This window comes from Streptomyces sp. NPDC053431, assembly GCF_044544925.1.
Classification (GTDB): domain Bacteria; phylum Actinomycetota; class Actinomycetes; order Streptomycetales; family Streptomycetaceae; genus Streptomyces.
In genome coordinates this window covers 319,818-332,839 of record NZ_JBITXX010000005.1, presented here as the reverse complement: position 1 = coordinate 332,839, position 13,022 = coordinate 319,818, and the positions used below count along the sequence as shown (strand labels likewise).

Here is a 13,022-nt window from a genome sequence, read left to right as displayed (position 1 = left end):
TGTCCGCCGAGCCCCGCTCGGCCAACGGAGGAAACCTTGTCCGAATGGCTTGTCCTGTCCCTCGCGATGGCCGCCGCGTGCGCCGTCGTGCTGACCATCGTCGTCATCAACCACCGCAGACTCCCCGAGGACGACGACCCCAGTGAGACCCCCGACGTCATCGAGTACATGACGATGATGATCGGCGTGGTGTACGCCATCGTCCTCGGCCTCGCCATCGCCGGCGTCTGGGAGGCCCGCAGCGCCGCCCAGGAGACCGTGCGTCAGGAGGCGCAGGCCCTGCACGAGATCTCCGCGCGCGCCCAGGTCTACCCGCCGGCCGTACGCGACAGGATCCGGGCCGACGTCGACGCGTACGTGACCTACGTCGTCCACGACGAGTTCCCGTACATGTCGAACCACAGCGCGCTCAGCGACACCGGGACGGAGCTCCTGGAGAAGGTCCGCCGCAGCGTGACCGACTACCAGCCCGCCAACGACTTCGAGGGCCAGGCCTACCAGCCGCTCGTGGACCAGGTGGCGGTCGCCGACGACGCCCGTGGCGCGCGCGGACAGAACGCGGGCGCGACGATGCCGGGCGTGGTGTGGTTCGGGCTCATCATCGGCGCCCTGGTGACGGTGGGCCTCATCTTCACCCTGCAGATCCGGCGCACCGGCCGGGAGGTACTGCTGGCCGGCCTGTTCAGCGCGCTCATCGCCTTCCTGCTCTTCCTCATCTGGGACTTCGACGCGCCGTTCGGCCGGGGCATCGCGGCGACGGCCGCGCCGTTCACCGACCTGTTCCCGCAGCTCGTGGGCTGACCCGGGGACACCGATGGGCCGGGCGGGGGACCTCGGTGCCCCATTCGCGCGTCTGGGATCGCGGTTGTGATAAAGGGCCCCTAGCGTTGCCGGCATCGAGGCGCATCTCATGCCAAATGTGGAAAAACCTTCCGCAGCTGCTCCTCGGGGACCCGGAGGATTCACCATGCACGCGATACGTGCCGCGTCCACCGCTCTGCTGGGGGCGGCCACCCTCGCCCTGGCCGCCCCCCTGGCCGTCGCCGCCGACGGCGCCCCGGCGCCGGTCCCGCGGGCGCCCGTCGCGAAGCAAGTGGGCGATTTCGTCGTCTCCCCCGCCTTCGTCGCCCCGGGCGGCCGGATCACCCTCAGCGCCCCGGGCTGCGCCAGCACGGCGACGGCCTCGGCCGGCATCTTCGACACCGTCACGATCGCACCGGGCTCCGCGGCCACCGCCACGGTCGACACCGACGCCAAGCGCGGCGCCGTCTACACGGTCTCCTTCAACTGCACGGGCGGCATCCAGGGCAACGTCGACCTGACCATCACCGGCGGCGCGACCGCGACCGCCACCTCGCTCTCGACGCTCCGCCCGGCGACGCCGCGCGGGGTCGCCGGCGGTCTGGGCGGCTCGGTCGACGCGACGAACGGCTGGACGATGGCGGCCGGCGGCGCCATGGTGCTCGTCGCGGCGGGCGGTCTGGTCTACGTGATCCGCCGCAGGTCGGCCGCAGGCCGGCGGCACTGACGGCGCGGGCGGTGCCTCCCGGCCCGCACCACGCCCGCCGCCGCGTCGACGCCCGCCGGGTCCGGCAGGCCCGACGGGTTCGACGAGCCCGACGACGAAACCGTTCCGCGACGCCCGTCGACCCCGAACCCTCAAAGGGTCCGGGGGCGACGGGTGTTGCGGGTCCACCGGGGCCGGGAGGTTCGACCGGTCAGATCCCCGCGCGGGCCGTCCGGCGACGACGGATGATGAACATGCCCCCGCCGAGCGCGGCGGCGGCGACGAGGGAGCCGCCGACGGCCATCTCCACGGAGCTCGGCGCGAGCGAGCCGCCGAGACCGCCCTGCGCGCCCTGGCCGGGCAGCACGCGGAAGGACTGGGTGAGCGTCCGGCCGTTGTTGCACTGGACGGTCAGCTGGTACTGGCCGGGCGTGGCGTTGTTGAAGATGCGGGCGGTGGCCGTGGACACGCCGTTGACGGCGGCGGAGAGGGTGGTGGTCGCGAAGGCGCTGGAGGTGACCGTGCCCCCCGCGCACCCCCTGACGGTGATCGTGAGGATCGACCCCTGGTGGACCGCGAACGGGGAGACGGTGACGCCGTTGGAGTTGTCGCCACCCCCGGGGGCCCGGAAGGAGTCGGCGGTCACGCTGCTGGGCCCAGAGGTGGCGGTGGCGAGGGGGGCCGCGAGCCCGAGCGCCGCGAACGCGGTCGCCGTCACCGCCAGAGTGCGTACAGCACGCATGGTTGAACCTCCACTGAAGGCGCCCCAAAGCGGTGCTCCGGGAGAATCGACGAGTACGCCTTCCATGACGAACCATCACAAGCGCTGACGAAGCGCGCATTTCGGCACTGAGCCACACCGGTGAGCCCCGCCCTCGGCCGAACGGGGGTGAGCACCTGACGGAACCGCAGGTCACACGACGTCGGGGCGATGATCTGACGATTACTCGGACGGGTCATCACCCGGTCGCCCGGGCGCACCCTCCGCCGGCACCGCTCGGGCGCCGCCGCACGGGTCCCCTCGCCGGCCCGGACGCGGGCCGCTCGGACGGCCGCCACCCGTTCGCCCCGCTCCGCGCGCCGGTTTCCGCGCGCGCCCTTACCGTTCCCGTGACGCACCAAGGGAGAACCATGAGCCCGGGAGAACGATGAGCCCCAAGGACTTCAGCTTCCTCGAAGCCGCCAGGAGACGCCAGCCCTGGGGCGCCCTGGCCCTCGTCATGCTCTCCGGGGTGGCCATAATGCGCAACGGGGTCGGCTTCGAGTCCGGCCCGCCCCAGCCCACCGCGGCGGCCCGCCCGGTCGCCCGCCCGGTCGCCCCGGCCCCCACGAGCTTCGGCCTGGAGCCGCTGCCCTTCGCCCCGGCCTCGCGGATCAAGATCCCGGCCCTCCGGGTGGCGGCCCCCGTCATCGACGTCGGTCTGGACGACAACGGCTGGATCGCCGCTCCGCCGCCCCAGGAGGCCAACCTCGCCGGCTGGTACCAGAACGGCATCGCCCCGGGCATGCGCGGCACCTCGGTCGTCGTTGGCCACGTCGACAACCTGGCGGGGCCCGCGGTGTTCTACGGCCTGGGCTCCCTGCAGCGCGGTCAGCACATCGAGGTGGAGCGCTACGACGGCCGGGTGGCCGTCTTCGAGATCTACGGGGTCGACGTCTACGCGAAGAACGACTTCCCGGTGCAGGTCTACGCGGACACCGGCGAGCCCGAGCTGCGGGTGATCACCTGCGGCGGCGGCTACTCGCGGGCGCACGGGTACGACGGCAACGTGGTCGTCTACGCCCGGATGGTGGGCTCGCGCTAGCCCGACGGAGCGGGAACGGAGAGAAAACGAAGAACCGGACACCGCACGGCCCGGAGCCCCGGCGCTCACCAGCGCCGGGGCTCCGGGCCTTCGGGGCTCGGCCGGGCCCCGCTCAGCGCCGCGGGACGGTGATGCTGTAGCCCGAGTCGAGGAGTTCGGGCAGGTAGCGCTTGAGCGCGGCGACGCTGTGCGAGCGGTTGCCGCCCGCGTCGTGGTTGAGGACGACGACCCCGGGTCCGGCGCCGTTCAGGACGCGGCGGACGATGCTGTCGGTGGGCGGCACCTGCCAGTCGAGGGTGTCGACGGTCCAGGCGAGCGGCTCCATGCCGAGCTCGGCGCCGATCTCGAAGGAGAGCTTGTTCCAGGCCCCGTAGGGCGCCCGGTACCACAGCGGCGGGGCGCCGAGGGCGTGTTCGATGACGTCGCTCGTGGTGCCGAGCTCCTGGCGGATGCGGGAGGGGCGCAGTTTGGGGATGAGCGGATGGGACCAGGAGTGGTTGCCGACGACGTGCCCGTCCTCGGCCATCTCCTTGAGCAGGTCCTGGTTGTCGACCGCCATCTCGCCGCACACGAAGAACATCGCGCGGCAGTCGTAGCGCCGCAGGATGGCGAGGATCTCCGGGGTGTAGCGCGGGTCGGGCCCGTCGTCGAAGGTGAGCACCATCGAGCGTCCGACACCGGTCAGATGGAGGAAGGGCCGGGTCCTGACCGGGGGCATCGCCTTGCGGAAGGCGGGCGGCGCGTAGCCGGTCATCGGCTGGAGCCGGTACGCGGCCGGGCGCAGCCGGGCGGCCCGGGCCTGCGGCCCCGTCGTGCCGGGGGCGGGCGGCGCCTGCGGCGGGGCGGGGGGCGCCGCGCCGGGGGCGGCCTCCGGGGCGGGGGCGTCGGGGCCGGTGAGGCGGTCCGTGGCGAAGACGCCGACGGCGGCGGTGGCACCGAGGGCGGCGGCGAGGCGGAGCAGCGACCGGCGCCCTGTGGTCGTCTCATCCTTTTTCATGACCAATGGTTCGTACGGACGACGTCACCCTCGACGCAGCGACACCACCCACCCCCGCGAAAACACCTGATAAGCCGAACCCGCCCTGGACGACCGTCGGCGCGACGGAACCGGCAACTCGATCGACGCCGGCGGACGGGTGGTCAGTCGGCCATGGTCAGACCCTCCTGGGCGGCGCCCCGGCTGAGGACGACGTCGCGGATGGCGTCGCGCGGTTCGGTGTACCGGAGCTCGCCCTTCCCGATCGCCTCGTTGAGGTTCACCACCCGCCCGCGCGCGGTGTCGAAGTACTGCGGGACGAACTCGGCCTTGGTCACCTGCCAGCGGCCGCCGCCTGCGGCAGGCGGGGTGAAGGTGAAGCGGGCGAGGGTGCCCTCGTTGCCGCGACGGTCGTGGGCGCCCTCGTAATTGATCATGTCGCCGGCGATCTGGTCGCCCATGCCGTAGACGATCCACGTGCCGTTGACCTTCTCGTAGGCCTGCGGCACATGGGCGTGCGTGCCGATGACCAGGTCGATGTCGGGACGGTCGCCGGTACGGGAGGCGGTGAGCGTGCGGCCGAGGGTGAGCTGGCGCTTGTCCGGGGCGGACTGCCACTCGGTGCCCCAGTGGACGGAGACGACCACGACGTCGGCGCCGGCCTTCCGCGCGGCCCGGGCGTCGGAGAGGATCTTCTGCTCGTCGATCAGGTTGACGGCCCAGGGCTGCCCCTCGGGCAGCGGATAGCCGTTGGTGTCGTACGTGTAGGCCAGCTGGGCGACGGTCGCGCCGCCGGCCCTGAGCAGGGTGGGCCGGGCGGCTTCCTCGGCGGTACGCGCCGAGCCGGCGTGCCGCACGCCCGCCTTGTCGAGCGCGTCGAGCGTGCGGCGCAGACCGCCGGCGCCGTCGTCGAGGGTGTGGTTGGAGGCGGTGGAGCAGGAGTCGTAGCCGGTCTCCTTGAGCGCGACGGCGATCTCGGGCGGCGACTTGAAGGCGGGGTAGCCGGTGTAGGGCCCGCCCTGCTCGCCGTAGACGGTCTCCATGTGACAGATCGCCAGATCGGCGCTCGAGACGACGGACCTGACGCCGGAGAACATGGGGCGGAAGTCGTAGCCGGCGCCGCCCGCGTCGACGGCGGCCTGCCGGATGATCGAGTCGTGCGGCAGGACGTCGCCGGAGGCGACGAGGGTGAAGGGGGCCGGCGCGGACGCCGCCCCGGGGGCCACGGGGTGCTCCGGGGGCCGACCCTGCCCCGCGGTGGAGCGGTCGGCGGCGGCGCAGCCGGTGGCCGTGGTGAGCAGGACGACGGCGAGGGCCGCCGCGCCGGGTCTGGTGCGTGGGGTCATCTGCCAGGCTCCGCCGATTCGTAGGACAAACATCTGGTCCTGCGAATTCACAGGGGAGACAAGCCCCAGTCAAGGGTCAATGCCGCGACTCAGGGGAAACCCCGCTGAATCGGACGCACCGCTTCCGCCCGCCCGTTCGCCCTACCATTCACCGCTCGGTGCGACCGTTCGTCGCATACCGCTGTCCGTTCCCTGTCCCTCGGCGAGCGGATGCGTTCGGATACGGCGGTATGACGAGGGCACTGACGGCAACGACGGCATCAAGGGCGACCACCGACGAGCGGGCACTGAAGGAGCTCCAGCGCGAGCACGGGCAGGCACTGCTCGCCTTTCTCCTCGGGCTCACCCACGGCGACCGGCAGCGGGCCGAGGACCTGGCGCAGGAGACGCTGGTCCGCGCCTGGCTCCATCCCGAGGCCTTCGACTCGTCCTACGAGTCGATGCGGCCGTGGCTGTTCACGGTGGCCCGGCGGCTCGCCATCGACGCCCGCCGCTCCCGGCTGTCGCGGCCCACCGAGATCGGCGACGGCCTGCTCGCCGTCACCGCCGACCCGGCCGACGCCACCGAGTCCGCCGACGCGGTGCTCGACGTCCGGGCGGCGGTCCGGGGGCTCAGCCCGGAGCACCGCGCGGTCCTCGTCCGGCTCTATTTCCACGGCCTGACGGTCAACGAGGCCGCCGCCGACCTCGGCATCCCGGCCGGCACCGTCAAGTCCCGCTCGCACTACGCCCTGCGCCAGCTCGGCCACAGGCTGCCCGGCTACCGGCCCCGCCACCGCACGGGCGTTGCCCGGCCCCCGGCCGTCGCCCCACAATGACGCTCGTGACGCTGACTCTCACCGCTGCCGAAAAGGTCCTCGCCGACAACTTCGCCCCCTGGGTGCTCGACCTGGGGCTCACCGTCGCCTCCGTCGACGGGCACGAGGCCGTTCTCCGGCTCCCCTGGTCCGACCGGCTCGCCCGGGAGGGCGGCGGCCTCTCCGGCCAGGCGCTGATGGCCGCCGCCGACACGGCGACCGTGATCGCGGTCGCCGCCGCCCGTGGCGGCTTCGTCCCGATGACCACCGTCCAGCAGTCGATCAGCTTCCAGCGCGCCGTGCTCGGCACCGACGTCCTCGTGCGGGCACGGCTGACCAAGACCGGCAAGCGGATGGCCTTCGCGGACATCACGATGACCGCCGAGGGCACGGAGGAGACCGCCGCCCACGCGACGGCGGTCTACGCCCTCCTCGGCTGAGGCTCCACACCTCCGCCGCCTCGGACTTCACCCCCGTCACACGGCTCTCACCTGCACCGATGTGGCGGGGACCGTGTCCGAAACCACTCGGGCGAGTTGAGCGAATGCGCCCCGCGCGCGCTCTTCTCGGAGGAGGCTCGTCACCGGGGGCCTCGTCTGGGACGTCCGGGAGAAGGTGGAAACGGTGCTGCCCGAGAGCACGAACGGCGCCGGCGGGGGCGGGCTCGCCGTCCCCATGGACTGGCTGTGCGCCGAGTACGTCGCCGACGACGTGTTGCGGACCAGCGGGCTCGTCGCCCCCGGTTCGCTGGAGTTCCGGGCCGGGGTGCGGACCCTGGCCCTCACCATCCTGCTGTCCGGCGCCGGTACGGACGCCTGGCTGCGCCGCACCGCCCACGACCACCCCTGGTCCGCCTGGGTGGACGAGCGGCTCGACGCCCCGGCCGCGGGGACCCCGGGGCCGGACCTCGCCCTCGCCCGGGACACCTGGCGGCGGCTGCGGGCCACCGAGCTGCGCGCCGCGGACCTGGCCGGGCTCGCCGGCCTCACCGGTGTGGACGAGAACCGCCAGGTGTGGCTGCCCGCCTGGCAGGTGGGCGTGGCCCTGAGCCATCTCGCGCTGCACCTGTGCTGAGCGCGGGAGGCCCCGTCAGGCCGTCGGGTGCACGCCCGCACGGTACTTGGGGATCCGTACCGTCACCTTCATCCCCGCGCCGACGCCCGTCTCGATGACGAGGCCGTGCTCCGCCCCGTACACCTGGCGGAGCCGCTCGTCGACGTTGCACAGGCCGAGGCCCGAGTCCGAGGGGCGCTCGCCGCGCAGGACCGCGCGGAGCAGCTCGGGGTCCATGCCGACGCCGTCGTCCTCGATGGTGACGACGGCCTCGGCGCCCGCGTCACGGGCCGCGATCACGATCCGGCAGCCGTGGGCGGAGTCCTCCAGGCCGTGCTTGACCGCGTTCTCCACCAGCGGCTGCAGGCAGAGGAAGGGCAGGGTCACCGGCAGCACCTCGGGCGCGATCCGCAGGGTGACCGTGAGCCGGTCGCCGAAGCGTGCCCCGGCGAGCGCCAAGTACTGCTCGATGGCTCGCAGTTCGTCGGCGAGCTGGGCGAACTCGCCGTGCCGCCGGAAGGAGTAGCGGGTGAAGTCGGCGAACTCCAGGAGCAGTTCGCGGGCCCGCTCCGGGTCGGTGCGGACGAACGAGGCGATGGCGGCCAGGGAGTTGAAGATGAAGTGCGGGGAGATCTGGGCGCGCAGGGCCCTGATCTCGGCCTCGACGATCCGGGTTCGGGACCGGTCCAGCTCGGCCAGCTCCAGCTGGACGGACACCCAGCGGGCCACCTCCGTCGCGGCCCGCACCAGGACCGCCGACTCCCGCGAGCCGTAGGCGACGAGCGCGCCGAGCACCCCGTCCTCGCCGGTCAGCGGGGCGACCACGGCCCAGCGCAGCGGGCATTCGGCCTCGGCGCAGTCGCCGGCGCGGCCGGTGTGCGCGGAGCGGCTGCGGCCCGAGGCGAGGGTCTCCGCGACCAGTTCCATCACGGCCTCGCGGTGATGCCCGTCCCCGGGGCCGTCCCAGGCGAGGACGGCGGTCCGGTCGGTGAGGCACAGCGCCTCGGTGCCGAGCAGGGAGCGCAGCCGGCCGGCCGCCTTGCCGGCCGTCTCCTCGGTGAGCCCCGCGCGCAGCGGGGGCGCGGCGAGCGAGGCGGTGTGCAGGGTGTGGAAGGTGGCCCGTTCGACGGGGGTCCCGAGGTCGAGGTCGGCCGCTCGCCGCCCCCGCCGCGCGGTGATCCGGCCGAGCGCGAACCCGGCCGCGAGCAGCACGGCGCCGACGACGGCCGCCGCGGCCGACGCGCCGCCGCTCACCGCTCGATCCCCCGCACCGGGACCTCCGGGCGCCCGCTGAACTCCTCCGGCAGGTGCAGCCGGGCCAGGATGCCGGGCGTCCCGGCCGGGATGCTGCGCGGGGTCGCGAGGGACACCAGGATCATGCCGAGGAAGCCGAGCGGCACCGACCAGACGGCGGGCCAGGCCATCAGGGTGTGCGGCCAGCCCTCGGGCGGCAGCCCGGCCCGGGTGGCCATCACGGCCGTGAGCGCGCAGCCGCCGCCGAGCAGCAGCCCGGCGACCGCGCCCGGCGGGGTGAGCCGCCGCCACCAGATGCCGAGCACCAGCAGCGGGCAGAAGGAGGAGGCGGAGACCGCGAAGGCCAGCCCGACCGCGTCGGCGACCGGTACCTTCGAGGCGAGGATCCCCGCGGTCAGCGGTACGGCGGTGGCGAGCAGGGTCGCGAGCCGGAAGTGCCGGACGCCCCGGGAGGGCAGCACGTCCTGGGTGAGGACCCCGGCGACCGACATGGTGAGCCCGGAGGCGGTCGACAGGAAGGCGGCGAAGGCGCCGCCCGCGAGGAGCGCGCCGAGCAGGTCGCCGAGGACCCCGCCGAGCAGCCGTTCCGGCAGGACGAGCACGGCGGCGTCGGCCGCCCCGGTCAGGGCCAGTTCGGGCGCGTAGATCCGGCCCAGCGCCCCGTACAGCGGCGGCAGCAGGTAGAAGACGCCGACCAGGCCGAGGACGACCAGCGTGGTGCGGCGGGCGGCGCGGCCGTGCGGACTGGTGTAGAAGCGGACGGCGACGTGCGGCAGGCCCATGGTGCCGAGGAAGGTGGCGAGGATCAGCCCGTACGTGGCGTACAGCTGATGCCCGTCCCGCCCGCCCGCGAGGGGCTGGGACCAGCCGAGGGGGTCGGCGCCCTCGGCGGCGCGGGCGGGGACGGGCGCCCCGGCGGGGAAGGCCAGTCGCGTGCCCCGCTCGACCCGGTGGGTGCCGGGGCGCAGGGTGACCGTGGCCCGCTCGTACGCCCGGTCGTCCACGCTGCCGGTGACCGTGAGCGTCAGCGGGGCGTCGACCTCGATCCGTACCGTGTCGTCGACCCGGACGGCCGTGTGCACGCGGAAGACGGCGGGGGCGTCGAACCGGGCGCGCGGGGTGCCGTCCCCGTACCAGGCGGCGACGAGGAAGAACACCGGGACCAGCAGGGCGGTGAGCTTGAGCCAGTACTGGAAGGCCTGCACGAAGGTGATGCTGCGCATCCCGCCCGCGGCGACGATGCCGGTGACGACCAGCGCGACGACGAGTCCGCCGAGCCAGTCCGGGGCGCCGGTGAGGATCTCCAGGGTGAGCCCGGCACCCTGGAGTTGGGGCAGCAGGTAGAGCCAGCCGATGCCGACGACGAAGAGGCTGGCGAGCCGGCGGACCTGCGGGGACTCCAGCCGGGCCTCGGCGAAGTCGGAGAGGGTGTACGCGCCGGAGCGGCGCAGCGGGGCCGCGACCAGGAGCAGCAGCACGAGGTAGCCGGTGGTGTAGCCGACCGGGTACCAGAGCATGTCGGGGCCCTGGACGAGAACGAGCCCGGCGATGCCGAGGAAGGAGGCGGCGGACAGGTACTCGCCGCTGATGGCGGCCGCGTTGAGGCGCGGGCCGACCGTGCGGGAGGCCACGTAGAAGTCGGACGTGGTGCGGGAGATCCGCAGGCCGAGGCCGCCGATGAGGACGGTGGCGAGGACGACGACGGTGACGGCGGCGACGGCGTAACTGTGGTTCATGCGCCCGGCGTCACCGCTCGACGAGGCCGGTGAAGTCGCGCTCGTTCCGCTCGGCGCGCCGGACGTACCAGTGGGCGACGGCCCAGACGACCGGGTGGACGCCGACGCCGAGCACCGCCCACACGACGGCCTCGGGGGCGGGCAGCGCGAGCAGCAGCGGCAGCGAGCCGACGAGCAGGACGAGCGCGCCGAGTCCGGTGAGGGCGGCGCGCAGCTGGCTGCGCATCAGGGAGCGCACGTAGGTGTGGCCGAGGGTGGTCTGCTCGCTGATCTCGGAGCGGGCGGGCGCGTGATGGGGACGGGGCCGGGGCAGCGCCGCGCCGCCCACGGCCGAGGCGTGGGTGACGGTCTCGCGCCGGGGCCGGCGATGCGGGTCCCCCCGGCCGGAGGCCGGGGCAGGGTGGTGCTCGGACATCGGCGTCCGCTCCCTCACGGTCGGGTGGGCCCGTGGAGTGTAAGCGGAAGGGACCGGGGGCGGGTAGGGGTGCCCCGGGGCGCCGCCCGGCCTCAGCCGCCGGCGCGGCGCATGAGGAGCTCGCGCAGGTCGCGGGCGTGCCGGCGGGAGACGGCGAGCTCGGCGTCGCCGACGCGCACCGAGGTCGCGCCGCCGTCGAGGCGGAGCTCGTCGATGCGGCCGAGGGCCACGAGATGGCTGCGGTGGATGCGGACGAAACCGCGGGCGGCCCACCGCTCCTCCAGGGTGGACAGCGGGATGCGGACGAGGTGGCTGCCGTGCGCGGTGTGCAGGCGGGCGTAGTCGCCGTGCGCCTCCACGTACGCGATGTCGTCGACGGACACGAAGCGGGTGACGCCGCCGAGTTCGACGGGGATCTGCTCGGGCGCGGGCGTCTGCGCGGTGGCGTGCACGAGTTCGTGCACGCGACGGACGGCCTCGGCGAGGCGTTCGCGGCGGACGGGCTTGAGGACGTAGTCGACGGCCTCCAGGTCGAAGGCCTGGACGGCGAAGCCCTCGTGGGCGGTGACGAAGACGACGAGCGGCGGGCGGACGGGGCCGCCGCCGGCCTCGGGTCGAGTTGAGCCTCCGCCGGCCTCCGGACGAGCCGATCCTCCGCCGGCTTCCTGACGGGCCGCGCCTCCGCCGGCCTCTCGTCGAGCCGAACCTCCGCCCGACTCCGGATGGGCCGGGCCTCCCCCGGCGTCTCGTCGAGCCGAACCTCCGCCCGACTGCGGATGGGCGTGACCTCCGCCGCCCTCCGGTCGAGCCGAGCCTCCCCCGGCCTCCGACCGAGCCGAGTCCCCGCCGCCCTCCGGACGGGCGGCGCCTCCACCGTCCTCCGCCCGAGCGCGGTCTGCCTCCGCTTCCGGGCGGGCGGAGGCCGACTCCGCCTCCGGCCGGGGGGACCCCCACATCCGCGCCAGGTCGAGTCCGCTCAGGCCGGGCATGTGGATGTCGAGGAAGACGACGTCGATGCCGTCCTCCCCCTCGGGCCCGCTCTCCAGGGCGCGCCCGATCCGGCGCAGCGCCTCGGTGGCGTCGCCCGCGCCCTCGGCGGTACGCACCCGGGGGTCGGCCCGCAGCAGGTAGAGGAGCTCCCCGAGGGCCGGCGCCTCGTCGTCGACGGCCAGTACGCGCAGCATGCGCGGGAGTCTATTTCAGGAGTTTCGACATGCGGCGGTCGGCGAGCGGTTTGCCGCCGGTCTGGCAGGTGGGGCAGTACTGGAGGGAGGAGTCGGCGAAGGAGACCTCCCGGACGGTGTCCCCGCAGACCGGGCAGGCCTCGCCGGTGCGGCCGTGGACCCGGAGCCCGCTCTTCTTCTCGGCCTTGAGCTTGCCGGCGGCGAGTCCGTGGGAGCGTTCGACGGCCTCGGAGAGCGTGGTGCGCATCGCCGTGTACAGGGCGGCGGTCTCCTCGGGGCCGAGGTTCTGGGTGGGCTTGAACGGGGACATCTTGGCGGCGTGCAGGATCTCGTCGCTGTAGGCGTTGCCGATGCCCGCGATGAGGCTCTGGTCGCGCAGGGCGCCCTTGATCTGGCGCCGTTCGCCCGCGAGCAGGGCACCGAAGGCGGCGAGGTCGAAGTCCGGGGCGAGCGGGTCGGGCCCGAGGCGGGCCACGCCGGGCACTTCGGCGGGGTCGCGGACGAGGTGTACGGCGAGGCGTTTGGTGGTGCCGGCCTCGGTGAGGTCGAATCCGTCGCCTTCGGTGAGCGCGGTCCTGAGCGCCAGCGGCCCCTTGCCGGGCTTCGGGAAGCCGGAGGGCAGCGGGTCCTTCCACTGCAGCCAGCCGGCCCGGGCGAGGTGAGTGACCAGGTGCAGTTCCCCGGCCGGGCCCTCGGTGGCGATGTCGAGGAACTTGCCGCGCCGGGCGACGCCCGTCACGCGGGCGCCTTCGAGGGCGCTCAGCGGCGGGTCGTACGTCTTGAGCACACTGATCGCGACCGGCAGCACACGGGCGATCTCCTTGCCCACGAGGTGGCTGTCGAGGAACTCGCGGAGGGCTTCGACCTCGGGCAGTTCGGGCATGCCCCCACCCTGCCGCACGGGCGCGGCGAACGCCCGTCGGAACGCGCGGCGGCGGGCACGAGGAGC

General features: G+C 74.1%; 13 protein-coding genes and 2 pseudogenes. 6 read left to right on the top strand and 9 right to left on the bottom strand.

Annotated elements, in window-relative coordinates:
• The first annotated feature begins 36 nt into the window (after positions 1 to 36).
• Together ACIGXE_RS16110 and ACIGXE_RS16105 are read left to right on the top strand one after the other, a co-directional pair.
• Entirely contained in the window at positions 37 to 801 is a 765-nt protein-coding gene (locus ACIGXE_RS16110) for a hypothetical protein (protein WP_399747639.1), read from the top strand.
• 166 nt (positions 802 to 967) lie between these two features.
• The gene (locus ACIGXE_RS16105; protein ID WP_399747637.1) at positions 968 to 1,528 is read left to right on the top strand and encodes a hypothetical protein; all 561 of its coding nucleotides are present in this window, start codon (positions 968 to 970) and stop codon (positions 1,526 to 1,528) included.
• 190 nt (positions 1,529 to 1,718) lie between these two features.
• Here the strand turns inward: ACIGXE_RS16105 and ACIGXE_RS16100 are convergent, their stop codons facing one another.
• Positions 1,719 to 2,249 (bottom strand): hypothetical protein, encoded by a 531-nt coding sequence (locus ACIGXE_RS16100; protein ID WP_399747635.1) that lies wholly within the window; start codon positions 2,247 to 2,249, stop codon positions 1,719 to 1,721.
• 406 nt (positions 2,250 to 2,655) lie between these two features.
• Here ACIGXE_RS16100 and ACIGXE_RS16095 point away from each other — a divergent pair, with 406 nt between their 5' ends.
• A complete protein-coding gene (locus ACIGXE_RS16095; RefSeq protein WP_399747634.1) occupies positions 2,656 to 3,312 on the top strand; it encodes a class F sortase in 657 nt (218 codons plus the stop codon).
• A gap of 112 nt (positions 3,313 to 3,424) precedes the next feature.
• Here ACIGXE_RS16095 and ACIGXE_RS16090 read toward each other — a convergent pair whose 3' ends face one another.
• Positions 3,425 to 4,309 carry a polysaccharide deacetylase family protein gene (locus ACIGXE_RS16090; RefSeq protein ID WP_399747632.1) on the bottom strand — a complete coding sequence of 295 codons (885 nt, stop codon included), beginning with the start codon at positions 4,307 to 4,309 and terminating at the stop codon, positions 3,425 to 3,427.
• A 143-nt stretch (positions 4,310 to 4,452) separates the two neighbouring features.
• Complete coding sequence (locus tag ACIGXE_RS16085) at positions 4,453 to 5,634, bottom strand: CapA family protein (RefSeq protein ID WP_399747630.1); 1,182 nt, start codon at positions 5,632 to 5,634, stop codon at positions 4,453 to 4,455.
• Positions 5,635 to 5,864: 230 nt separating this feature from the next.
• Here ACIGXE_RS16085 and ACIGXE_RS16080 point away from each other — a divergent pair, with 230 nt between their 5' ends.
• From ACIGXE_RS16080 to ACIGXE_RS16070, 3 genes are all read left to right on the top strand, one after another.
• Complete coding sequence (locus tag ACIGXE_RS16080) at positions 5,865 to 6,452, top strand: sigma-70 family RNA polymerase sigma factor (RefSeq protein WP_399747628.1); 588 nt, start codon at positions 5,865 to 5,867, stop codon at positions 6,450 to 6,452.
• A gap of 5 nt (positions 6,453 to 6,457) precedes the next feature.
• Entirely contained in the window at positions 6,458 to 6,871 is a 414-nt protein-coding gene (locus ACIGXE_RS16075) for a PaaI family thioesterase (RefSeq protein WP_399747626.1), read from the top strand.
• Between the two features lie 184 nt (positions 6,872 to 7,055).
• Positions 7,056 to 7,505, top strand: a complete 450-nt coding sequence (locus tag ACIGXE_RS16070) for a hypothetical protein (protein WP_399747624.1) — start codon at positions 7,056 to 7,058, stop codon at positions 7,503 to 7,505.
• 15 nt (positions 7,506 to 7,520) lie between these two features.
• On the opposite strand, the gene ACIGXE_RS16065 is transcribed toward ACIGXE_RS16070, so the two are convergent.
• The 6 genes and pseudogenes from ACIGXE_RS16065 to ACIGXE_RS16040 form a co-directional block, all read right to left on the bottom strand.
• Positions 7,521 to 8,738, bottom strand: a complete 1,218-nt coding sequence (locus ACIGXE_RS16065) for a histidine kinase (RefSeq protein ID WP_399747622.1) — start codon at positions 8,736 to 8,738, stop codon at positions 7,521 to 7,523.
• Positions 8,735 to 10,474 (bottom strand): cation acetate symporter, encoded by a 1,740-nt coding sequence (locus ACIGXE_RS16060; protein ID WP_399747620.1) that lies wholly within the window; start codon positions 10,472 to 10,474, stop codon positions 8,735 to 8,737. The genes ACIGXE_RS16065 and ACIGXE_RS16060 overlap by 4 nt, the downstream gene beginning before the upstream one ends.
• 10 nt (positions 10,475 to 10,484) lie before the next feature.
• On the bottom strand, positions 10,485 to 10,889 hold the full coding sequence (locus ACIGXE_RS16055) for a hypothetical protein (protein ID WP_399747618.1): 405 nt from the start codon (positions 10,887 to 10,889) through the stop codon (positions 10,485 to 10,487).
• 92 nt (positions 10,890 to 10,981) lie between these two features.
• Positions 10,982 to 11,488 (bottom strand): annotated as a pseudogene (locus tag ACIGXE_RS16050) (LytR/AlgR family response regulator transcription factor); the annotation flags it as partial.
• A 351-nt stretch (positions 11,489 to 11,839) separates the two neighbouring features.
• Positions 11,840 to 12,073, bottom strand: a pseudogene (locus tag ACIGXE_RS16045) (LytR/AlgR family response regulator transcription factor); the annotation flags it as partial.
• 10 nt (positions 12,074 to 12,083) lie between these two features.
• Entirely contained in the window at positions 12,084 to 12,956 is an 873-nt protein-coding gene (locus ACIGXE_RS16040) for an Fpg/Nei family DNA glycosylase (RefSeq protein ID WP_399747616.1), read from the bottom strand.
• Between the last annotated feature and the right edge of the window lie 66 nt (positions 12,957 to 13,022).

Bases quoted from the DNA above. Each gene is read 5' to 3' on its own strand.
- ACIGXE_RS16105 (WP_399747637.1), top strand. From the start codon at position 968: ATGCACGCGATACGTGCCGCGTCCACCGCTCTGCTGGGGGCGGCCACC.
- ACIGXE_RS16100 (WP_399747635.1), bottom strand. From the start codon at position 2,249: ATGCGTGCTGTACGCACTCTGGCGGTGACGGCGACCGCGTTCGCGGCG.
- ACIGXE_RS16095 (WP_399747634.1), top strand. From the start codon at position 2,656: ATGAGCCCCAAGGACTTCAGCTTCCTCGAAGCCGCCAGGAGACGCCAG.
- ACIGXE_RS16090 (WP_399747632.1), bottom strand. From the start codon at position 4,309: ATGAAAAAGGATGAGACGACCACAGGGCGCCGGTCGCTGCTCCGCCTC.
- ACIGXE_RS16085 (WP_399747630.1), bottom strand. From the start codon at position 5,634: ATGACCCCACGCACCAGACCCGGCGCGGCGGCCCTCGCCGTCGTCCTG.
- ACIGXE_RS16080 (WP_399747628.1), top strand. From the start codon at position 5,865: ATGACGAGGGCACTGACGGCAACGACGGCATCAAGGGCGACCACCGAC.
- ACIGXE_RS16060 (WP_399747620.1), bottom strand. From the start codon at position 10,474: ATGAACCACAGTTACGCCGTCGCCGCCGTCACCGTCGTCGTCCTCGCC.
- ACIGXE_RS16055 (WP_399747618.1), bottom strand. From the start codon at position 10,889: ATGTCCGAGCACCACCCTGCCCCGGCCTCCGGCCGGGGGGACCCGCAT.
- ACIGXE_RS16040 (WP_399747616.1), bottom strand. From the start codon at position 12,956: ATGCCCGAACTGCCCGAGGTCGAAGCCCTCCGCGAGTTCCTCGACAGC.